General features: G+C 60.1%; 20 protein-coding genes. 10 read left to right on the plus strand and 10 right to left on the minus strand.

Translation table 11 applies throughout. The annotated features are described in order from the left end of the window. Positions 1 to 32: 32 nt before the first annotated feature. Positions 33 to 1,829 (minus strand): acyl-CoA dehydrogenase C-terminal domain-containing protein, encoded by a 1,797-nt coding sequence (locus M0412_RS10365; protein ID WP_269698742.1) that lies wholly within the window; start codon positions 1,827 to 1,829, stop codon positions 33 to 35. A 374-nt stretch (positions 1,830 to 2,203) separates the two neighbouring features. Between M0412_RS10365 and podJ the strand changes: the two genes are divergently transcribed. The 4 genes from podJ (at position 2,204) to M0412_RS10385 (ending at position 8,566) form a co-directional block, all read left to right on the plus strand. Beyond that, a complete protein-coding gene (gene podJ / locus M0412_RS10370) occupies positions 2,204 to 5,953 on the plus strand; it encodes a cell division protein PodJ (RefSeq protein ID WP_269698743.1) in 3,750 nt (1,249 codons plus the stop codon). Between the two features lie 264 nt (positions 5,954 to 6,217). Continuing rightward, a complete protein-coding gene (locus M0412_RS10375) occupies positions 6,218 to 7,144 on the plus strand; it encodes a sulfite exporter TauE/SafE family protein (RefSeq protein ID WP_269698745.1) in 927 nt (308 codons plus the stop codon). Continuing rightward, positions 7,141 to 7,968, plus strand: coding sequence for a TIGR02186 family protein (locus tag M0412_RS10380; RefSeq protein ID WP_142841060.1), 828 nt, complete (start codon positions 7,141 to 7,143; stop codon positions 7,966 to 7,968). Before M0412_RS10375 ends, M0412_RS10380 begins: the two co-directional genes overlap by 4 nt. A gap of 160 nt (positions 7,969 to 8,128) precedes the next feature. Beyond that, the gene (locus M0412_RS10385; protein WP_006313302.1) at positions 8,129 to 8,566 is read left to right on the plus strand and encodes a universal stress protein; all 438 of its coding nucleotides are present in this window, start codon (positions 8,129 to 8,131) and stop codon (positions 8,564 to 8,566) included. A gap of 78 nt (positions 8,567 to 8,644) precedes the next feature. On the opposite strand, the gene pdeM is transcribed toward M0412_RS10385, so the two are convergent. After that, the gene (gene pdeM, locus M0412_RS10390) at positions 8,645 to 9,373 is read right to left on the minus strand and encodes a ligase-associated DNA damage response endonuclease PdeM (RefSeq protein WP_269698751.1); all 729 of its coding nucleotides are present in this window, start codon (positions 9,371 to 9,373) and stop codon (positions 8,645 to 8,647) included. A 31-nt stretch (positions 9,374 to 9,404) separates the two neighbouring features. Beyond that, complete coding sequence (locus M0412_RS10395; protein ID WP_269698753.1) at positions 9,405 to 11,924, minus strand: ligase-associated DNA damage response DEXH box helicase; 2,520 nt, start codon at positions 11,922 to 11,924, stop codon at positions 9,405 to 9,407. Between the two features lie 121 nt (positions 11,925 to 12,045). Here M0412_RS10395 and M0412_RS10400 point away from each other — a divergent pair, with 121 nt between their 5' ends. After that, complete coding sequence (locus M0412_RS10400; protein WP_269698754.1) at positions 12,046 to 12,549, plus strand: Rrf2 family transcriptional regulator; 504 nt, start codon at positions 12,046 to 12,048, stop codon at positions 12,547 to 12,549. A gap of 114 nt (positions 12,550 to 12,663) precedes the next feature. Further along, a complete protein-coding gene (locus M0412_RS10405; protein WP_142841052.1) occupies positions 12,664 to 13,125 on the plus strand; it encodes a carboxymuconolactone decarboxylase family protein in 462 nt (153 codons plus the stop codon). 25 nt (positions 13,126 to 13,150) lie between these two features. Here M0412_RS10405 and M0412_RS10410 read toward each other — a convergent pair whose 3' ends face one another. The 3 genes from M0412_RS10410 to M0412_RS10420 all read right to left on the minus strand — a co-directional run bounded on the left by M0412_RS10410 (position 13,151) and on the right by M0412_RS10420 (position 15,571). Continuing rightward, positions 13,151 to 13,792 (minus strand): YitT family protein, encoded by a 642-nt coding sequence (locus M0412_RS10410; protein WP_046800530.1) that lies wholly within the window; start codon positions 13,790 to 13,792, stop codon positions 13,151 to 13,153. Positions 13,793 to 13,883: 91 nt separating this feature from the next. Next, complete coding sequence (locus M0412_RS10415) at positions 13,884 to 14,522, minus strand: YitT family protein (protein ID WP_371338171.1); 639 nt, start codon at positions 14,520 to 14,522, stop codon at positions 13,884 to 13,886. Between the two features lie 107 nt (positions 14,523 to 14,629). Continuing rightward, on the minus strand, positions 14,630 to 15,571 hold the full coding sequence (locus M0412_RS10420) for a class I SAM-dependent methyltransferase (protein WP_269698755.1): 942 nt from the start codon (positions 15,569 to 15,571) through the stop codon (positions 14,630 to 14,632). Between the two features lie 168 nt (positions 15,572 to 15,739). On the opposite strand from M0412_RS10420, the gene M0412_RS10425 reads away from it, so the two are divergent. Both M0412_RS10425 and M0412_RS10430 read left to right on the plus strand, forming a co-directional pair. Continuing rightward, the gene (locus M0412_RS10425) at positions 15,740 to 16,006 is read left to right on the plus strand and encodes a DUF6460 domain-containing protein (RefSeq protein ID WP_046800527.1); all 267 of its coding nucleotides are present in this window, start codon (positions 15,740 to 15,742) and stop codon (positions 16,004 to 16,006) included. Between the two features lies 1 nt (position 16,007). Then, positions 16,008 to 16,508: a CAP domain-containing protein gene (locus M0412_RS10430; RefSeq protein WP_142841051.1), complete on the plus strand. Its 501-nt coding sequence runs from the start codon at positions 16,008 to 16,010 to the stop codon at positions 16,506 to 16,508. 62 nt (positions 16,509 to 16,570) lie between these two features. On the opposite strand, the gene M0412_RS10435 is transcribed toward M0412_RS10430, so the two are convergent. Then, positions 16,571 to 17,662, minus strand: a complete 1,092-nt coding sequence (locus M0412_RS10435; RefSeq protein ID WP_269698756.1) for a quinone-dependent dihydroorotate dehydrogenase — start codon at positions 17,660 to 17,662, stop codon at positions 16,571 to 16,573. Then, entirely contained in the window at positions 17,662 to 18,015 is a 354-nt protein-coding gene (locus tag M0412_RS10440) for a DUF952 domain-containing protein (protein WP_142841049.1), read from the minus strand. Before M0412_RS10440 ends, M0412_RS10435 begins: the two co-directional genes overlap by 1 nt. 241 nt (positions 18,016 to 18,256) lie before the next feature. Between M0412_RS10440 and M0412_RS10445 the strand changes: the two genes are divergently transcribed. Beyond that, the gene (locus M0412_RS10445) at positions 18,257 to 18,907 is read left to right on the plus strand and encodes a response regulator transcription factor (RefSeq protein WP_142841048.1); all 651 of its coding nucleotides are present in this window, start codon (positions 18,257 to 18,259) and stop codon (positions 18,905 to 18,907) included. 113 nt (positions 18,908 to 19,020) lie between these two features. Next, on the plus strand, positions 19,021 to 19,671 hold the full coding sequence (locus M0412_RS10450) for a helix-turn-helix transcriptional regulator (RefSeq protein ID WP_046800522.1): 651 nt from the start codon (positions 19,021 to 19,023) through the stop codon (positions 19,669 to 19,671). A gap of 47 nt (positions 19,672 to 19,718) precedes the next feature. Here the strand turns inward: M0412_RS10450 and M0412_RS10455 are convergent, their stop codons facing one another. Beyond that, entirely contained in the window at positions 19,719 to 20,471 is a 753-nt protein-coding gene (locus M0412_RS10455; RefSeq protein ID WP_142841047.1) for a polysaccharide deacetylase family protein, read from the minus strand. A 26-nt stretch (positions 20,472 to 20,497) separates the two neighbouring features. Then, complete coding sequence (uppY, locus tag M0412_RS10460; protein ID WP_142841046.1) at positions 20,498 to 21,793, minus strand: Wzy-type polysaccharide biosynthesis protein UppY; 1,296 nt, start codon at positions 21,791 to 21,793, stop codon at positions 20,498 to 20,500. Positions 21,794 to 21,899: the final 106 nt, after the last annotated feature.

The following is a 21,899-nucleotide window of genomic DNA, read 5'->3' on the forward strand; positions in this document are numbered from 1 at the left end:
CTCTCCCTGCGGCGTGTTTACCGCCAACCTTCTCAGAATGCTTCCGCAGCCAGTTCCATCATGGTGTCCGCGCCGGTTTCGATGCGGGCCTTGCGCAGCGCCGTTTCCGGCATGATGCGCTCCATATAAAACTTCGCCGTGACAAGCTTGGTCTTGAGGTAATCCTCGTCCGAAGCGCTGCCTGCCGCGAGCGCTTCGCTGGCGGCCTTCGCCATGCGCGCCTGCATGTAACCCAGCACAACGATGCCAAAGAGATGCATGTAGTCGGTGGAACCGGCACCGGCATTGTCGGGCTTGGCCATGGCGTTCTGCATGAACCACATGGTTGCGGCCTGCAGGTCGTTCAAGCCCTTCTTCAGGCCCTTGGTGTAAAGGGCGAGCTTTTCATCGGCACGGTTTTCGTCGCAGAAATCGCCGATTTCCTTGAACAGCGTCATCACGGCGCGGCCACCATTCATGCCAAGCTTGCGGCCGACCAGATCTAGCGCCTGAATGCCGTTGGCACCTTCGTAGATCATGGTGATACGCGCATCGCGGACATATTGGCTCATGCCATGTTCTTCGATGTAGCCATGGCCGCCGAAGACCTGCTGCGCCATCACGGCGTGGTCGAAGCCCTTGTCGGTCAGCGCGCCTTTCAGGATCGGGGTCACGAGGCCGAGCAGGTCGTCCGCCACTTGGCGCTGCTTTTCGTCGGCGGCGCGGTGGGCAATGTCGGATTGCAGCGCGGTCCACAGAAGGAAGGCACGGCCTGCCTCATTATAGGCCTTGATGGTCATCAGCGTACGGCGGATATCCGGGTGCACGATGATCGGATCGGCCTTCTTGTCCGGGAATTTCGCGCCGGAAAGCGAGCGGCCCTGAATGCGCTCACGGGCATATTCGACAGCGTTCTGATAGGCGATCTCGCCGACCGAAAGCCCCTGCAGGCCGACACCCAAACGGGCCTCGTTCATCATCACGAACATGGCCGAAAGGCCCTTGTTCTCCGCGCCGAGGAGATAACCCGTCGCCTCGTCATAGTTCATGACGCAGGTGGCATTGCCGTGAATGCCCATCTTATGCTCGATGGCACCACAGGTGACGCCATTGCGCTCGCCGAGCGTGCCGTCTTCCTTCACCAGGAACTTCGGCACGATGAACAGCGAAATGCCCTTGGTGCCTTCCGGCGCGCCTTCTATGCGGGCAATCACCAGATGCACGATATTGTCAGTCATGGAATGTTCGCCGGCGGAGATGAAGATCTTCTGGCCGGAAATCTTGTAAGTGCCGTCGCCCTGCGGCACCGCCTTGGTGCGCAGCAGGCCGAGATCGGTGCCGCAATGGGGTTCTGTCAGGTTCATGGTGCCGGACCATGTGCCTTCCACCATCTTCGGCAGATAGGCTTCTTTCTGCTCCTGCGTACCATGCACGAGGACTGCGGCAATCGCACCCTGCGTCAGGCCGGGATACATCATCAGCGACAGGTTGGCAGACGACATATATTCGCCGATCGCCGCATGCAGCGTATAGGGCAGGCCCTGCCCGCCAAATTCCTGGGGAACAGCAAGACCGATCCAGCCGCCTTCGCAATAGGCGTCATAAGCTGCCTTGAAACCGTCAGGCACGGAAACCGAACCGTCGTCCGCGCGCTTGCAGCCCTGTTGATCGCCGGAAAGGTTGAGCGGGAAAAGTCGCTCTTCGGCCAGCTTCGCCGCCTCGCCGGTAATGGCTTCGATCATGTCAGGGGTTGCATCTTCAAAGCCGGGCAGGTTGTTATACCGCTCGAGGCCGAGAACGTCGTTCAGGATAAAAAGCGTGTCTTTGACTGGGGCCTTGTAAACAGGCATTACCGATGTTCCTCCGCATCGTGGTGCCGGAGACATCCGGCGGATATGGGATGACAATATTTGACGTGCGCGTAAACGTCAAATAAATTTCAGCGGAATGTCGCTGATCCTTTCTCCCAAATGGCTGCTCAGCCCGGTGCAGTCTGCCCCCGCGCCACAAAAGTTAAAAAATTCCAACCATAGTTAACCACTTCTTTACCACGTTTCGTGAATTCTCCGACAAGAGGTAACTGCTTCGTTCATCGGCGCATTTTCCTCCAAGGGGGCGAATACCGGCTCTGGAATTGCTGCATGTTGCAGCGACGGCATGCACAAGGCAGGCAACGTCGCGACAACAACCGGGCATAGCGGGCGGAAGCGAAGCGAGCGAGAAGATGAACGGATTGCGATCGAATAACCAACAGCCAAGCGACAGGTCGTCTCTTGATGCTCTCAATCGCACCATTGAAGGTCTTGAAGCCCGTATTGAGGGGCTGATGAGCCAGAAGTTTCCGCGCGAGCCGCGCCCGAGCCCCGCGCCCGAGCCGAAAGGCGAGGCTTACGCCGCGCCGCGCGAGCCACGCGCCACGGTCACCCCGCCGCAACTTGACCCCGTCAACGAAATCCGCCAGCGCCAGCGGCTTCTCGAGGCGAGCTTCCAGCGCCCGCAGGAACCCGTTGCGCGCCCGGAAAGGACAATTACCCGCCCGCTTGCACCGGAATATCGGCCCAACGTTCAAAACGCGGCGGCCAACCCCGCTCCGCGCGCACGTTCCATTCCGCCCTATCAGGAACCGCAGCGCAATGACGCCGCCCTGCAGGAAATCGCGCAGGCGCTCGTCAATCTTCGCCATGAGCTGAAGCACGATATTTCCGAGGGCGTGGCCCGCGAAGCGCAGGGACTGCGCGCAGAAATCCGCAATATCCGCGCGGTGGCGGAAGACCAGCAGTTCATCGGCGACCTGCGCGATGACATCGCAAGGCTTGCCGGCAGCATCGACCAGCTCGGCAACCTTGCATCTCCTGACGCCTACGGGCTGCGCAACGAGTTCGAAGACCTGCGCCTCACCATTGACCAGCTTGCGCGCGAAGACAGCGTGCACCGGATCGAAAGCCGCTGGAACAACGTGGAGGACACGTTGCGCGGCTTCGATACGAACTCATTGCAGGATGAGATCGTGGCGCTCGCCTATCGTCTTGATGACATCAAGACACAGCTTGGCGGTATGAGCAACAATCCGGCCGTGCGCGTGCTCGAAGAAAAGCTGATTGCGATTGCCAGCGCCGTGGAGCAGCTCGGCAAGCATATGCAGCCCAATGAGGCCGCCTTTACTGAACAGTTTTCCGGTCTCGACCAGCGGCTGGACGAAATCAGCCGCGCCATTGCCGCGACCAATACCCGCTCCAACACGCAGGCGACGGATAATGCGCTGGCGCAGCGGCTGGAAACCCGCCTGAACGGCCTTGCCGAACAGCTCGGCGATATCAACCGCCTTGCCGCCGCCAAGCCCGAGCCGGCGATGGACCTGACCGCCCGCCTTGAAGCGCTGTCCGGCAAGATCGACGAACTCAGCACCGCCCGCGACGCCGCCCAGCTGCATGATCGGCTGGACCAGCTTTCGCTGCTTCTGGAGCGGTCGCAGCGCCCCTCGCAGCAGGCGGAACTGACATCCTTCCTCAGCGATATCTCCCGCAAGATCGATGCGCTGGATCATGGCGCCGTCAATGACGGTCTGGCAGAACGGCTCGATACGCTGTCGCGCCGCATTGAAGACCTCGATTATCGCTACAGCCAGCCGCAGCCGGCATCGGGTCTCAGCGAAAGCGCCTTTTCGCGCCTGGAAGAGCGGCTCGGCAATATCGCGGCGCGTCTCGACGAGACCGCCCATGCGGCCCCCGCCGATAGCGGCGCGCTCACGAGCCTCGAAAACCAGATCGCCCATCTTTCGACGCTGATCAGCCAGCCGGTGCAGATGCAGGCGGCAGGCATGTCGCCGGAACTCGATGCCCGCATGGCGGCGATCGAGGATTATATGGCGTCCAACGACGAGTATATCATCGAAGCTGCACGGCAGGCCGCCGAAGCGGTTCTGGACGCCTATACCCGCAACAATCTCTCGGCCGGCGCAAACCTTGCCGACATGACGATGCTGACCGATCTCGCAACCGATCTGCGCAGCCTCGAAGCCTTGAGCCGCAATACCGAAGAGCGCACGCATCGCACGTTTGAGGCGCTGCATGAAACGCTGGTGCAGATTGCCGGCCGTCTCGACAGCCTGGACAACGCTCCCGCCTACCGCGAAGAGGCCGCGCCCCGCAAGGTTGCGCAGCATATGGTCACGCCCGCCCGCGAAGAAGTGGCGATGCCAGTCGCCATTTTCCCGGAAGAAGGTTATATCGCTGAAGAACAGGCCTTTCTCGACGCCGACGAAAACGAAGCGGATGCGCTGGCCGTCGTGCCGCCTGCCGCTGCAAAACCCGCCAAGGCGGAAAAGAAGAGCCTGCTTGCCGGCCTGACGAAACGGTTCAAGGCCAGCACGGCAAAGACCGTCAAAGCTGCTGAAGAGCCGGTCCCGGCCTCTTCTACCCGCACGCAGGTGGAACCCGCCCCGTCGCTCGACCCGATCGACGTGCTGCCGGCAGGCCAGGAGAACGAACTTCTGGAGCCGGGTTCGGGCGCACCTGACATCAAGAAGATACTGGAACGCGTACGCGCGAGCCAGGTGGCTGCCAGCGGCAAGGCCGTAGATGCCGAAGGACGCACGGATTTCATTGCCGCCGCCCGCCGCGCAGCACAGGCTGCGGCCATGGAAACATCGCCGGAAAAGCTCGAAACCGGCAAGAAGAGCCGCAAGGCCGACACGTCGGCGCTGTCGCGCTATCGTCGCCCGCTACTGCTTGGTATCGGCGCCATTCTTCTCGCCATGATGGCCATGCCACTCGTCAAGACGCTGATCGGCGGCGCGGAAGCCCCGGCACCTGTTATCGAGCAGAAGATGGACAATGCACCGGTCTCGGCACTTCCCGAAACCGGCGACAAGGCCGTGACCATTCCCTCCGATCTCGCCATCGATCCCGAGCAGGCGGCATCGGCCGACAGCATCGAGAATAATGCGCCGGCGCAGAACAGCATTGATGCCCGCACCATTGGCGGCGCACCGCTCGCAGACGAGCCGCCGGTTGCGGATGCGCCGGTCGTGGACCCGGCAACGCCAGACACGGTCGCAAAGAGCGAACCGCAGGCTCCGACGCAAACTGTCACCACCGTTGTTCCACCGCAGGACGCCATCGCGGTTCCCGCCGGCATCGAACCTGCATCTCTGGCCGAAGCGGCCGCCAAGGGCGAAACGCAGGCGCTGTTTGAGATCGCCGCACGCTACACCGAAGGTCGTGGCGTTGCCGCCGATCGTGCGGAAGCGGCGAAATGGTACAAGCTCGCGGCGGATCGTGGCCTGGCGCCTGCGCAATACCGTCTCGCCAATCTTTACGAGAAGGCGAACGGTGTGGAGCGCAACCTTTCCGAGGCCAAGCGCTATTACACACTGGCCGCTGAACAGGGCAATGCCGGCGCGATGCACAATCTCGCGGTCCTGCTCGCATCCGACGCCGCCGGCCAGCCGGATTTCACCGCTGCAGCGCAATGGTTCATCAAGGCTTCGGAACTTGGCGTGCGCGACAGCCAGTTCAACCTCGCCATTCTCTATGCCCGCGGCAGCGGCGTGAAGCAGGATATCGAGGAATCCTACAAGTGGTTCGCGATTGCCGCCAAGGATGGTGATGCGGACGCCGCCCAGAAGCGTGACGAAGTTGCCGGCGCCATGAACCCGCAGCAGCTTCAGAGCGCCAAGGCCAAGGTGGACGCATGGAAGGTCAAACCGCTTTCGGAAGACACCAACAGCGTCAACCCACCTGAAGAATGGGCTGGCAAGGAAGGTGTGAAGACCGCCTCCGTGGACATGGAAAAGGCGATCCGTAACATTCAGGCGATCCTGAACAAGAACGGCTTCGATGCCGGCCAGCCGGATGGCAAGCTCGGCAAGAACACTGTCACCGCCATCAAGGATTTCCAGAAATCCGTCGGTCAGGCACCCGACGGGCGCATCACCAACGAACTGGTGACTGCGCTGCTTGCCCGCAACAAGTAAGCCTTCCCGAACCGGTGAAGCGGCCGCCGTGGCCGCTTTCGCACCACTCGGCGCAGGAATGTGGCTGGCCATCGACACACAGCCGCTATCTTTCCAAATTATCAACGTATTTACCGTTGAATGTTGACAGGTCAGGCCCTCGCGGGCATGACGGATGAAGGCTGGGCATGCCCGGTCTTTTCAGACAGAAAGTGTAAATCGCGGCGCGGCCCCCTCACCCGGACAAGCCCTGCCGCCCGGAACCATTTGCCCGAGGTCCGAGCCGTGACTGTCTATCTGCCGATCGCAGAACTGTCGGTGAACATTTTCATCATTCTCGGCATGGGCGCGGCCGTCGGTTTTCTTTCCGGAATGTTCGGCGTGGGCGGTGGCTTTTTGATCACCCCGCTGTTGATTTTCTACAATATCCCGCCAGTAGTGGCCGTGGCGACGGGTGCCAACCAGGTGGTTGCCTCTTCGGTTTCCGGCTCGATCACGCATTTCCGGCGCGGCACGCTGGATATCAAGCTCGGCAGTGTGCTGCTTGTCGGCGGCCTGGTCGGGGCGACGGTCGGCGTGTGGATATTCTCTTTCCTGCGCAGCATCGGCCAGCTCGATCTCATCGTTTCGCTGCTCTATGTCATCCTGCTAGGCACCGTTGGCGGGCTGATGCTGAAGGAGAGCATTTCGGCGCTGCGCCGCGCCGCCCGCAACGAAACCGTAACGCTGCGCCGGCCAGGCCATCACAACTGGGTGCACCGCCTGCCGCTGAAGATGCGGTTCAAGAAATCGAAGATCTATCTCAGCATCATTCCGATCGTCACCCTTGGTTTCGGAATCGGCATCCTCACCTCGATCATGGGTGTCGGCGGCGGTTTCATCATGGTGCCGGCGATGATCTATCTTCTGCGCATCCCGACCAATGTCGTCGTCGGCACATCGCTGTTCCAGATCATTTTCGTGACCGCCTATACGACCATCGTTCAGGCGGCAACCAACTATTCCGTCGATGTGGTGCTGGCCTTCATCCTGATGGTGGCGGGCGTCATCGGCGCGCAATATGGCGTGCGCGTTGGGCAGAAATTGCGCGGCGAACAGTTGCGCGCGCTTCTTGCCCTCCTTGTCCTCGCGGTTGCCCTTCGTCTTGCAGTCTCGCTGGTGGTGCGCCCGGAAGACCTGTTTTCGGTTGCCCTGGGAGGGCTGGGCTATTGACCTCTCGCCTGCTCATCGCCGCCCTTCTGCTCTTGCCGTGCCTTGCCTTTGGCAGCATGGCCTCCGCCCAGACACCGCCGCTTGCCCTGCCTCCCGGCACGCAGCAGCGGTCATTGCTGGAAAATATCGAAATCGGCGCATCAACGACGGAAATTCCCATCGCCTCCGATTTTCGCGGTGCGGATTTCACTCTCTTCGGCGCACTGAACAATACCGACCAGCTGCTGCTAGCGATCGGCCAATATGACATTGTCGTCACGCTCGAAGGGCCGACCGACTATATGACCGTGCGCAAGAAGGAGCGCGTGGCGGGCATCTGGATCAACACCAGTGCGATCACCTTCACACCGCTGCCGGAATCCTATTCCATGGCCAGCACGCGTGACATCACGGATATCGCCTCGCCCGGCACCTTGCGGGCGATGGGACTGGGCGTCGATCATCTGTCGCTCAAAAGCGCGGTGTTTTCCGGTGTACCGGACAATGTCTTCGATTTTCAGGAGGCATACCGGCGCCTGAAGCTTTCCAGCGGCATCTACCGCAATGACACGACCGGGGTGAGACTTGAGCGCACCGGCCTGTTCTGGGCGACGCTTCGCCTGCCCGCCAACGTGCCGAACGGTGTGCACACAGCGCGCGCCTATCTGTTCAAGAGCGGCAAATTCATCGCCCAGCGCGAGCTGAAACTGCGTGTTGTCAAGACGGGCATGGAACAGGCCATTACCGATGCGGCGCATCAGACGCCGCTTGCCTATGGCGCGCTCTGCGTTCTGCTGGCCGTCGTGACCGGCTGGGGCGCCAGCATCATCTTCCGCAAGGACTGACCGCTTTTTCATCGCGAAAAAGAGAGCGTTTGCCGCCCGCAGCGGCAAAGATAGCATTCGCTTCCTTTAACGGTTTGCGGTAAAATTCAAGGCGTTACAACCACGCACCCAGACAGTGGCGGCCAGCGCGGTTGTGACCGGGATGAAAAGGAGAAATGTCATGTTCAAGCACATTCTCATTCCCACCGATGGCTCGCCGCTGGCGCAGATCGCAATCGACCAAGGGTTCGCTCTCGCCAGGGAGGCAGGCGCAAAGGTGACCGTCGTGACGGTATCGGAACCCTTTCACGTGATTGCGAGCGACGTCGAAGACATTGCCGCCATTGCCGAAGAGGAATTCCACCGTTGCGAGGAGGCGGAGCATCTGCTGCGCGATACGCAGGCGCATGCCGCCGCCATGGGGCTGGATTGCGAAGCGCTGCTGGCGCGAGCGGGACGGCCGGACGAGGCGATCATCGAAATCGCCGACCGGACCGGCTGCGACCTCATCGCCATGGCTTCGCACCGGCGCAGGAGCTTTATCGAGATGCTGCTCGGCAGCGTCACGGCAAAGGTGCTGAAGAATTCGAAGATACCGGTGCTTGTTTACCGGCAATAGAGCATTTCCGTCAAAAGCGCGTAGCGGTTTTGCGTCCGGACGATGCGTAAAAGCGAAGACATAATAGAGATGATACGCTCAGCCGAGCAGATTTGAGAACCGCACCGAATAGATGCGGTCCCGTCCCATCAGATGCGCGACCAGCGCCGCATGATCGAACAGGCCACGCATGGCCTTGTGGCGCAAATCCAGCCCGCCGCTCATCACCCCGAATGCCGGCATCAGCAGACGCGAGCCATCCGTAGCGAAACAGGGCCGCCGCACCGTCTTCTCGCGGCGACGGACCGTGGCGGAGGGATGCAGGTGCCCGGCGATTTCCCCGGTGGCATCGCCCAGCTTCGGTTCATGGCGGAAGGTGAGATTGCCGTAAAACATCTCGTCCACCGAAGAACCCGGCAGATCGACGGTACCGTCAGGGTCGTGATTGCCGTTGATCCATATCCATTCGCGGCCACGCGCCAATTCGCGGATAAGTTCGCGCAGCATCAGCGGCAGGTGCTGCGAACCAACGCGATCGTGGAAATTGTCGCCTAGGCTGACGACGATCTTCGGATCATAGCGGCTGACAAGGGATGACAGGATCTTGAGCGTCGCAATGGTATCGTAGGGCGGCAGCATGCGACCGCGCCGGGCGAAGGCCGCGCCCTTTTCCAGATGCAGGTCGGAGACGACGAGCAGCGACAGGTCCGGCAGGTAAAGTCCGCCGAGCGGATCGCACCAGGCGGCGACGCCATTGATGGCGGTTTCGCTGCCAAGACATTCGAAGCCGTTCGAAAATCGGTCGCTCAGTGTCAGCCGGCTCAGCACTTATCGTTGTTCCTCTATTCAGTCCGATGTTTCAGGACATGGCCTCGGCGATCAATTCGTCGGCGGCCTCGGCCAGCACATCGTCCATCGCCTCGCCCGCCACCGTCTCGCGGCCAATTTCCAGCATGACCGGAACGGCAAGCGGCGAAACATGTTCCAGCGCGCGGTGGGTGGTGTGGCCCTTGATTCGCTTCAGCATATCGCCAAGACGGCCAATGTCCAAAAGCCCCGCCGCCGCATCGCGCCTTGTCGCTTCCAGCAGGATATGATCCGGCTCATGGCTGCGAAGAACGTCATAAATAAGATCGGCGGAGACCGTGACCTGTCGACCGGTCTTTTCCTTGCCCGGATGGCGGCGCTCGATAAGGCCGGAAATCACGGCGCAGTTGCGGAAGGTGCGCTTCAGCATGAAGGATTCGCCCAGCCATGCCTCCAGATCGTCACCCAGCATGTCCTCATCGAGAAGTTCTGCCAGCGACAGGCGGCGGGATTTCAGCCGTCTGCCGATATCCTCCATGGCCCAGATGGCGAGCGAATAATCGGTGGCGACGAAACCCATGGGTTTTGCTCCAGCCCGCTCCAGCCGCCGGGTCAGCAGCATGCCCAGCGTCTGGTGCGCCAGCCGCCCCTCGAAGGGATACATGACCATGAAGAAGCGCTTGCGGAAGGGGAAGGTCTCAACCAGCAACTCGTCGCGTTTGGGAATGATCGATTTTTCCTTCTGGATCGCCAGCCAGTCGCGCACCTGATCCGGCAGCGCGTGCCAGCGGGCAGGATCGGCGAGCATGGAGCGCACCTGATCCGCGAGGTAGGTGGAAAGCGGAAACTTGCCGCCGGCATAGGAGGGGATTTTTGGATCCATGGAGAAGGCCTGCGACACCAGACATTCATTCTCCCTGATGCCTTCGAAGCGTAGCACCTTGCCGGCAAAAAGGAACGTATCTCCCTGTACCAGCTGCTCGAGGAAATGTTCTTCCACCTTGCCAAGCGACATGCCGCCGCGCCCGACCGTGCCCTTGGCATTGCGCTTGACCATGCGGACATTCAGTTCCGCCGCCTCGACGATGGTGCCGAGGTTCAGGCGATATTGCTGCGCGACCGCCGGATTGGAGACACGCCAACGGCCATCCTTCATCTGGCGGATGCGGGCGTAACGCTCATAGGTGCGCAGCGCATAACCGCCGGTGGCGGTGAAATCCACCACCCGGTCAAAGGTTGCGCGCGGCAGGTCGGCATAGGGCGAAGCGCTTGTTACTTCACGATAGAGCTCTTCGGCATCGAAAGGTTCGGCGCAGGCCATGCCGAGTACATGCTGGGCGAGAACATCGAGCGCGCCTTCAGCAATCGGCGGCGTATCCTGCGCACCGATGTAATTGGCATCGAGCGCTGCCCGGCACTCCATCACCTCGAAACGGTTGGCGGGAACGAGGATCGCTTTTGACGGCTCGTCCATGCGGTGATTGGCACGGCCGATGCGCTGGGCAAGGCGGCTTGCGCCCTTCGGCGCGCCGACATGCACAACGAGATCGACATCGCCCCAGTCTATGCCGAGATCGAGCGTGGATGTGGCGACGACGGCGCGCAATTTGTTCTCCGCCATGGCCGCTTCCACCCTGCGGCGCTGGCCGGCATCCAGCGAGCCGTGATGCAGCGCGATGGGCAGATTGTCGTCATTGATGGTCCAGAGTTCCTGGAAAATCCTCTCCGCCTGCGAGCGGGTGTTGACGAAGATGAGCGTTGTCTGGTGCTCTTTCAGCGCCGGATACAAATCCTTCATGGCATAGCTTGCCGAATGGCCCGACCATGGGATGCGTTCTTCCGTCTGCAGAATGGCGATATCCGGTTTTGCGCCACCTTCGACCGTGATGAGACCGGCCGGCGGTTCGCCCTGTCCCTGCGGCGCGAGGTAACGGCGCAGATCCATCGGCTCCGCCACGGTGGCGGAAAGACCGATGAAGCGCACCTCGGGCGCATGTCGGCGCACCCGGGCGAGTGCCAGCGACAGCAAATGACCGCGCTTGGAGGTGACGAGCGAATGCAGCTCGTCTAGCACCACATATTTCAGGTCGCGGAAAAAGCGTTCAGCCTCCTTGTTGGCAAGCAGCAGCGACACCTGCTCGGGCGTGGTCAGCAGAATATCGGGCGGTTTGACCTTCTGGCGCTGGCGTTTGGCCTGCGGCGTGTCACCCGTGCGCGTTTCGATGGAAATCGGCAGGCCCATTTCGAAGACTGGTTTCGTGAGGTTGCGCTCGATATCCACGGCAAGCGCCTTCAGCGGCGAGATATAGAGCGTGTGCACGCCGACGAAACCGGCGCCCGCCGGCACCTTGCCGCGTTCCGCCAGAGCGGTGAGCGAGGCCATGAAGCCGCCCAGCGTCTTGCCGGCGCCTGTGGGCGCGATCAGCAGCATGTTTTCACCACCCCGCGCCCGCGCCATCAGCTCCAATTGATGGGCGCGCGGAGACCACCCTTTTTCTGCAAACCATTTCTGGAATGGAAGGGGCAAGGTGCCGACATGGGTGCCGGAAGTGGGAGACTCGGTGTGTTTCACACCTTCAAGGTAGTGAAAAAGCTGCAAAAAAGAAGAGCGCTACACCTCCGCTTGACAGGAAACCATAATCATGGATAAATAATATCCACGATATTGAGACAACGGGACACGGGAAAGACCGATGAAGCTTGGGGACGGCGTGGAACAAGCCATTCATAGCGTGGGCATGCTGGCGGGCCTTTCCGAAGGCGGCGTGCTGTCCGCAGCGGCGCTGGCGGAATTCCACGGCGTTTCCACGAGCTATCTTCTCAAGCACCTGCAGTCGCTGTCGAATGCAGGCATAGTCGCCACCGTGCCGGGGCCGAAGGGCGGTTACCGCCTGGCCCGGGCAACCGACAAGATCACGCTGCTCGATATCGTGCTGGCGGTCGAGGGGCCGCAGCCAGCCTTCCGCTGCGCCGAACTCCGGCAGCGCGGGCCGAACCCCTTGCCGGGACGATATTTTACCAAGCCTTGCGGCATCAATGCCGCGATGCTGAAAGCGGAGAAGGTCTACCGGGCGGAACTTGCCAAGACCAGCATCGCCGACATTCTGGGTGATCTTGCCGCCAATGACGATGGCGGAATTGCCGCGCGCGGCTGCGCCTTTCTGGAGTTGAACGAGCGCAAGACGATGACGCGCTGAAACCCGAAAAGACACAACCACCGACCGACCTGCCAAGCCAATACCGGTGAGCCTGACAGCTTTCCGGACCGATATTGCATACCCTCAAATAGACCCCAACCACTGGAGAGACCGATGAAAACCCGCATCAACTATGCCAAAGCATCCCCCGAAGCCTTCAAGGCCGTGATGGCATTGGAAAACTACGTCCAGAGCAGCGGCCTTGAGCGCCGCTTCGTTCACCTCATCAAGCTGCGTGCCTCGATCATCAACGGCTGCGCCTTCTGTGTGGACATGCATGTCAAGGAAAGCCGCCATGACGGTCTTGCCGAACAATGGATCAACCTGATGAGCGTCTGGCGGGAATCCACCGTTTATACCGAACAGGAGCGGGCGCTGCTCGGCTGGGTGGATGCGGTGACCAAGATTGCCGAAACCGGCGCGCCGGATGATGCCTTCGAAACCCTCAAGGCGCATTTCTCGGATGAAGATATCGTAAAGATCACGGTTGCCATCGGCGCCATCAATACATGGAACCGCATCGCCGTCGGCTTCCGCTCGCAGCACCCGGTGGATGCGGCTGCGAAAGCAGCCTGACCTTTCGATCTAAAAAGAACGACCGCTACATGGCGATGTAGCGGTCGTTTCTGTGATTGACGGCAAGGGTAAGGTTCATGACCAGCGCGCCGAGGATGGAGCAGAGGATGACGAAAGGCGTCGCGACGAAAAACGAGCAGGCCAGCACCATGCCATCAAAGGCGAGCTGCACGAGGCCGGCACGCCAGCCGAAACGATCCTGCAGATAAAGTGCCAATATGCCGAAACCGCCGAGGCTGGTGCGGTGTCGAAACAGAGCCAGCATGCCGGCGGCAACCGTCAATCCGCCGAAGAGTGCAGCTGCAATCGGATTGATGCTCTCAAACGCGAAAAAGCCCGGCATGTATTCTGACAGCAGCGCCGTCATGGCGATGGCGCAGAAGGTCTTAATGGTGAAGGCAAGGCCGAGGCGGCGGAAGGCGAGATAATAAAACGGCAGATTGGCGAGAAAAAACAGCGCGCCGAAGCTGAAGCCGCTGGCGTAATGCGCCAGAAATGCGAGGCCCACCACACCACCCGTGAGGAGACCCGCAGCGGAAAACAGCGTGACGCCGAGTGAAATCAGCATGCTGCCCGCCAGAATGGCCTGCGCATCTTCCAGCAGCGAATGGCGATCGGGCGCCGACGTCCAAAGGTTCAATCGCCTGCGCGCGCTGGTATCGTCCATGCATTTTCCCCTGACTTGCCAGATATGGCCCGATCTGGCCCCACCTTGCCCAGCTATTGCGCCGAAGCCCGACGAATTTCAAGCGTTCTGCTTAACGCACAACGATGTATCTGTCCGAGCGGTGGTTGATGGCGAGGAATATGTTGAGAACGAAAGCGCCGACGATCGAATAGACCACGGTGGCCGAATCGATGACGAGGAAAGCGCAGAGCATGACAAAGGCGTCGAATGCCAGCTGGATAAGGCCGGCGCGGATGCCGAAGCGGTCCTGAATATAGATGGCGAGAATGCCGATGCCGCCGAGGCTGGCGCGATGGCGATAAAGCGCCAGTAGCCCATAACCCAGAAGCAGACCGCCAAGCAGCGCCGCCCAGAGCGGATTGATGCTGTCGATGACCATCCAGCGCGCCTCCACTTCCGTCAGCACAGAAACAAGGCCGATGGCGATGAAAGTCTTGAACGAAAAAGCGAGACCGAGGCGGCGGAAGGACAGGTAATAAAAGGGCAGGTTGACGAGGAAGAACAGGAGGCCAAAACTGACGCCGAAGGCATAATGAATGAGAAAGGCGACGCCAGCGGTGCCGCCGGTCAAAAGGCCGACCTTGTTCAGAAGATAAAAGCCGAGCGCCGAGACGATGGCACCGGTGACGATGCCCTGCACGTCTTCCACCGGCGCATGTCTGGCCGGATCGGAACTCCACATGCTGTAAACGCTTCTCGTTCTGCTCACGCTTTTCCCTCAGGTTTCCGGCATATTTTGCACTGCAAAAAACCCCGGATCAAGATGGATATGTAAGCAAGGCTGACCTATCGCGAAAAAGGCAAGAAACGGAATGTTCAGCCTCTGGCGCGTGCAAGAAAAAGAATGCCGGAAAGTGGTTTTCCGGCATCCTTGCGAATGGTGGTTTTGCGGATTTCGATAAGGGAAAAGCCCGTCCGCTCAAGAAGGTCGGTCACGTAGCTTTTGGAATGGGCGTAACGAAGGGATTCCCGCAGGATGAACCCTTCTTCATCTCCCGCATCCTCCACCGAGAAGGCGAAAAAGCCCGATGGCTTGAGCAGGGCGGAAACGAGCGGCATGACGGTTTCGAGGCTGCCGAGATACATCATGACGTCGGCGGCGGCGACGAGATCGGCGCGGTGGCGCGCAAGTGCCGGGGTGAACAGTCCGGAGGTCTCTTCTTCCAATGAAAGATCGGCCTGGTCGAGATGATCGTAGAGACCCTTTTCCTCGGCCTTGGCCAGCATGTTCTGCGAAATATCGAACCCCTCCAGCCGTTTTGCGAGGGAGCGGATCTCGACACCAAGAAGACCGGTACCGCAGCCGATATCGACAATGGTGTCGAAGACGCCGCCTTTCGCCTGCCTGTCGATCAGTTCCGCCAGTTTTTGCGGCACGCTGTAATCCAGCTTCTCAACAAGTGAGGTTTCGAAACGGTCGGCATAATCGTCAAACAGCCCTTCCACGTAACGGCTCGGCGGCTGCTCGGGTGTTTCCGCGGCGCCGAGAACCGCAAGTTTCAGTTCGGCTGCAAACAGCCCTTCCCTATCCAGCTCGGCGACTTTCTCGTAAGCCGCCACCGCTTTTGCGGTCTCGCCCGCCTTTTCGTGATATTCCCCGAAGCGAAACCATCCCGCCGTCCACCGTGGCGCCAGTTCAAGCGCCTGTTCCATAAGTTCGGCGGCGGCGGGATAATCACCGCCTTCCGCCAACATGCGGGCATAGTCGGCCCGGCGGTCGGCAATGACGTCACCGGAAGAAAACTGGTTTGGGGCCATCAATGATTCCTGAGAAGATGCCGGCTGTCATTTATCAAGCCATAAAAAAACTCAAGTCCTATTTCATGGCACCCGCGTGGAATTGACTGATATGGCGCGATATAATGCGCGAAAACTTGCATCGAAGCGGTCCGTTTCATATGTCAGGATAAAACAGGAGACTTGCTGATGGCCGGTGAGGTCAACAAAATGCTGGGTGATACGGTGGCCCGCACCGTGGTGAAGCTGCTGGTGGTTTCGCTGCTCGTCGGTTTTCTGATGGCGATCTTCGGATTGACGCCGTGGAACATCATCTATAGCGCGCGTGATTTCGTCGTCGACCTGTGGCGCAGCGGTTTCCATGCGCTGGGCGCAATCGGCGACTACCTGATCCTCGGGGCCACGATCGTCATTCCCGTTTTCATCATCCTGCGCCTGCTGAGCTATCGCCGCTGACATGACCAATACATCATCACTTCAGACGCTTTCCCGGCGCGGCTTCGTGCTGATTTCCGCCGGCTCCGTTCTTTCCGCCTGCGTTTCCATGCCCACCAACAAGGGAATGCCATCAGGCACCCGCGATGAGACGGCGGCGGCGCTGCCGATGGTCAATGACCTGCGCCGCTCTAAGGGGCTTTCGCCGCTTTCCATCAACGGCGCGGCAAGCGGTGCTGCCGCCTATCAGGCCGGCCGCATGGTCAAGGCGCAGAAGATGGCGCATCTGATTGGCCTCACCGACAGTTTCCTTATCCGCATGAAGGACGGCAAGGTGCCGCTTCCGGCAGCGGAAAACGTGGCCGCCGGACAGGACAGCGTCGAGCGGGTCGTCAAGGCCTGGATCGGCTCGCAGCACCATCTTGAAAACATGCTTGGGCCTTATAATGGCCTTGGCGTCGCGGTTGCCTATGATGCCGCCAGCCGCAACCGACCCTATTGGGCAATGGTGCTCTGCGCCTGATCAGATGACGGAAGCGGGGTTCACGGGCAGCCAAGTCGCCGCGCCCCTACCCCGCTCCGGAATCAGCCGAGCTTGCGGTCGGCCCAGCGGTCTACGGTGCTGTCGCGCAGGTCACGAATGGACTGCACACCCTCACGGGCGACCAGCTTCGACAGGCCTTTGACGATGGCAGATGGCAGGCCGGGGCCTTCATAGACCATGCAGGAATAGAGCTGCACCAGATCGGCCCCTGCCCTCACCTTTTCCAGCGCGGTTTCCGCAGACGATACGCCGCCGACACCGATGATCGGCAGATTGTCGCCGACGCGACGGCGCATCTTGGCGAGAACCGTGGTCGAGAGCTCGAACAACGGCTTGCCGGACAAGCCGCCGGCCTCGCCTTTGTGCGGACCGGGCCGCAGGCCTTCGCGGGAGAGCGTGGTGTTGGAGACGATCAAGCCATCGAGGTCATGGGCGAGCGCTTCTTCGGCGACGTCATCCATTCCCTCTTCAGTCAGATCGGGCGCGATCTTGAGAAAGACCGGAATGCGTTTGCCAAAGCGCTCAGCCTGCGCCTTGCGGCGTTCCAGCACCGCAACGAGAAGTGCGGCAAGGCTTTCACGCGCCTGCAGGTCGCGCAGGCCGGGCGTATTGGGCGAAGAAATATTGACGGTGAAATAGGATGCGACCGAATAAAACGCCTCGATGCCCTGCACGTAATCGGCAATACGGTCTTCGCTATCCTTGTTGGCGCCGATATTGACGCCGACGATGCCCCGCAGGCTCGCCTGCTTCAGGCGCTCCAGCGCTGCGGCATGGCCTTCATTGTTGAAACCGAGGCGATTGATGACGCCTTCATCCTCAACCAGACGGAAGATGCGGGGTTTCGGATTGCCGGATTGCGCTTTCGGCGTGACGGTACCGATTTCCGTGAAGCCGAAACCGAGCCGCAGAAGCGGCCCCGGCACTTCGGCGTTCTTGTCATAACCTGCCGCCATGCCGAGCGGATTGGGAAAGACGAGACCGGCAACGGTCTGTTGCAGGCGCGGATCATGCGGCACCATGCACGTGGGCAGAAAGCCGCTTTTCAGCGCGGCGATGGACAGTCCATGCGCCTTTTCCGGATCGACCAGAAACAGGCCCTTGCGGCCGACAGAGGAAAATAATCCGCTCATCATAAAATCTCCGGAAACTGGTGCTGGCCATCATGATCGAGTGAGAGCGGCGTTTCCCAAAGCACGGCGCTCAAGGGAAGCGGGGCATAGAGGTGAGGGAAAAGATCGCCGCCTCTGGAGGGCTCATAGACCAGCCTGTCGCCCAGCGCTGCGCCGTCGACTGCGATCAGAAGCAGATCGACCTGGCCGGAAAAATGCCGCGCGGCGGTCTCGGCCACCTGTTTCGCCGTCGAAAAATGAATAAAGCCGTCGGTCAGGTCGATAGCCGCACCTTCGAACACGCCTTTTGCCCTGGCTGCACTCCACAACGTCTCCGGCACGATTTTATAGATGATCGCGGGCGTTTCCTGCATAGGGCTCTCCAAGGCTTTCCACTCAGCGGGATTTGCCGCAAAGCTCGAAGATTGTCCACAGTTTCCACGGCATTTTTATTGCGGAGGGCTTCAAAGGCCACCTCCCCACAAGCTTTTTCTTGTAATGCGCAAGCGATTGGCGCAACCTTGAGCGGAGGAGCCGGGCGCGTTTCGACCGCCGGCAAGGGAGTGCACCAGTACCCGCGAAAGAACCGCATAACGCCCTTGGGAGGGGGCCAGAATGTCGGAACTTGTCATTATTATTGCAGATGATCACCCGCTTTTTCGCGGTGCCCTCAAACAGGCCGTATCCGGTCTTGATGGGCAGCAGACCATTGTGGAAGCGGGAGATTTCGAAGCCGCCCGAAGTGCGGCAACGGCGCGCCACGACGCCGATCTGATGCTTCTCGATCTCGCCATGCCGGGGGTTAGCGGATTTTCCGGCCTGATGGCGCTCAGGGCGGAATTTTCCAGCCTGCCGATCGTCATCGTTTCGGCAACGGACGACGCAACCACCATCCGTCGATCCATCGAGCTCGGCGCTTCCGGTTTCATTTCCAAATCTTCCGGTATCGATGATATCCGCGATGGCATCCGCGCGGTGCTGGAAGGCGATGTCTGGATACCGGCGGGTCATCAAGGTGAAAAGGAACAGGATTCGGACGTCGCCGATCTCATCGCCCGGCTCAGAACGCTGACGCCGCAGCAGAGCCGGGTTCTCGGCATGCTGGCTGAAGGGTTACTGAACAAGCAGATCGCCTATGAGCTGAATGTTTCGGAAGCCACCATCAAGGCGCATGTCTCGGCGATCCTCCTGAAGCTCAAGGTCGACAGCCGCACGCAGGCCGTCATCCAGCTCGCCAAGATAAATACATCGGCCATGGTGGCGTGAACCAAGGATTTTATTCCTTTCCTTTCTTTACTCCAGGTTGGATATAGTCTAGATTCCGGTGGGTAAACGACAGGAGCTTTTCCGCCACCGGCTCCATCTGCGGGCTTTCTATCATGCTTTCACACGAGACGATCTGGAGCGCCATCGATACGCTAGCCAAGCGTCATGAGCTGACGCCATCAGCACTGGCAAAACGTGCCGGTCTCGATCCCACCTCGTTCAACAAGTCGAAGCGTTTCGGCCCGGACGGACGCAAGCGCTGGCCCTCGACGGAATCCGTATCAAAGGTGTTGGAGGCAACGGGGGCAAGTGTCGATCAGTTTTTCGGCTACGCTTTCGGCAAGGCGCAGACCATGCAGCCTTCCGGTGCCGACAATGCCATTCCGCTTCTCGGCTTTGCGCAGGCCGGTTCCGGCGGTTTTTTCGACGATGGCGGTTTTCCAGCGGGTCAAGGTTGGGATGTGGTGGAATTCCCCTCGTCCCCCGAACGCAAACAGGGCGTCTATGCACTGGAAGTGCAAGGCGAAAGCATGATGCCGCTTTACCGCGACGGCGATATCCTCATTGTGGAACCGGGCGCGCAGGTGCGGCGCGGTGACCGTGTGGTGCTGAAAAGTCGCGACGGTGAGGTGATGGCCAAGGTGCTGGCGCGGCAAAGCCCCAAGAACATCGAGCTTCTGTCGCTCAACCCCGAACACCCGAACCGCAGCTTCGACATGGCCGATGTGGAATGGATCGCCCGCATCATCTGGGCCAGCCAGTAAGCGCGCGGGCAACGAACCGCTGGCGCTATACCGAGCACAATACCTATTCAGAGACCGAGCGCATTTGCGGCGGCATCCATCGTCATGACTTTCGCCCCTCCGGACATCGCCCGGCGCACAAGACTTCGAAGCCTCTCTTCCGGGCAACCGTAAAAACTCGGCGTGGTCGAAACATCATGGGTGAAAATGATGAGCCAGCCGCCATTTTGCAAAACATCCTCCAGCCAGCGGTCAGCGGCATCGAGATAATTTTGATCCGACCGCAATTCGACGGCGGCAAGATTATGCGGATCGACGCTGCCACGGTTGATGCCGGGCATGATGCCGCGGGCGGTTCTGAACCGGCGCCGCAACAGGGGCTGCATGATTGGCGAGGCCATGCCGAAAGGAACGGAGAAATTCTGCCTGTGCCGTTTTTTGTCGTACGATCCTAGCACGCGGTCATTGCGGTCGAAATCTTCTTCAAGCCCGCGCCGTGAAAAGCTCGATAGTTTGCGGTGGGAATAGGTGTGGCAGGCAAGCTCATGGCCGGCGGCTGCAAGCTCGGAACAGCCCTTTGCGGAAATCATCTCCTGCTGTTCATAATGCCCGTCGATAAAAACGCCCGCGATGTAAAATGTCCCGCGAACACCCTCATCCTCCAGAATGCGGGCGCCGCTCGTCCAGGCACTCGCCGGAACATCGTCAAATGTGAAGGAGACGATCGGCTGCGATGTTTCGATCCGCACCGCCGGTCGCGAAAAATACCGCACGAGCCGGTTATTGACCCGGTCTGCAATCGTTCCGATTTTTTGCGTCATACCCAGCCCCCCGGCCTGTCAACGAATTACTGCCCCTGTTCAAGTATGTCGTAAGCCTGATGCCTCAGACAATAAATTGCGATCAGAAGAGACGACCAGATAGGCCCGGTTCCGGTAAAGAAATTACTCTCAAGACACGAAGAAAGTAAGGCATACACCCAGATTCGTCCAAAAAGCCGCGTCAAAGCCGGGTCCGTACCGCGGTCCACCGCCGTGCGAAAATCATTTGCGGGAATGATGACGAGCCATATGACTGTCAGGATGAAAGCCGGCAGGCCGCCATTCAGCAGACTTTCGACATAACCATTATGGGCGTGAAAGGCCGTGACCGCCCAGGTGCCGGCGATATCGGCCTGCGATAAAAGCCGATCGCTCGTCCAGAATGCCTGGAAACCCTGGCCGAAGATCGGCGATTGCGCAAAGGTGTCGAAGGACAGGCGCCATATGTCCGTTCGTCCGGTGAAGGTGGAATCGATGCCCAGGCTTTCGACCAGATTCTGTATGCTTGGAAAATAGGTGGAGCCGACCGCGACGATGTTGAGAAATGTGAGGAGGCCGCCGATCATCAGCAATGTCCGGCCGGCATGTCTTTCCATGATCCAGATCAGCGCGATGGTGACGGGCAGCAGCATCGCGGCGGTTTTCCCGTTGGTTTTCCAAAGGAAGAACCCCGCCAGCAGCGTGATCGCAATGCCGCCAAGCGTTGACCAGGCGTTGCGCAGATAAAGCCCGACCATGAAAAGAATGATCATGGCGGGCGCGGCGGCGTTCTTGTGGTTGAAGATGCCGCGCCAGTCGCCAGCAAGCGCTTTTTCCTCAAGATCATAAGGCTGGTGGACCGCGCGCGCGCGCAGGAAGATCACCCCGAAATAGCAGAGCGCAAGGAGAATGATGGCGAAGACGGCCATCATCCGGTCAAACTGCCGCCGGTCCCTTGGCATGACCACAAGGACGCTGGTGATGAAGCACAGAAGCGCCGTGAAGATCAGGCGTTGCAGCGAGGTGCCGGGCCCCGCCCCAACCACCGAGCAGATCACCAGCCAGGCAAACAGCAACAGGATGGGCAGACGCGGCCGCAGCAAAAGCCCCGTCAGCCGGTGGCGCAGGGCAAACACACCTAAAATCAGCGCGATCACCAGTCCAGTCAGCTGGTTTGCAGCGGCGTGCGGCACAGGCGGAGCGGCAAGGTTCTCAAAAGGCGCTACCGAAATCCAGATATAGAGCATCGTGACGACGAAAAAGATCGCGTCGCGGCGGCCGCCCGAAAGGGACATGGCGCTGCTTTCCGCAGAAATGGACTGCGTATCAGCAAAACGCGGCATGGTCGCCTGCATCGGGAGCGGAAAAACGGATCATTGGCCTGCCTTGTGACGAACAACAAAACCCTTGTGAAACCGGGCCATGTCCAAATAACCATAAACGGTCATT

It is taken from the genome of Agrobacterium sp. O3.4, from assembly GCF_041414895.1.
Classification (GTDB): Bacteria; Pseudomonadota; Alphaproteobacteria; order Rhizobiales; family Rhizobiaceae; genus Agrobacterium; species Agrobacterium cucumeris.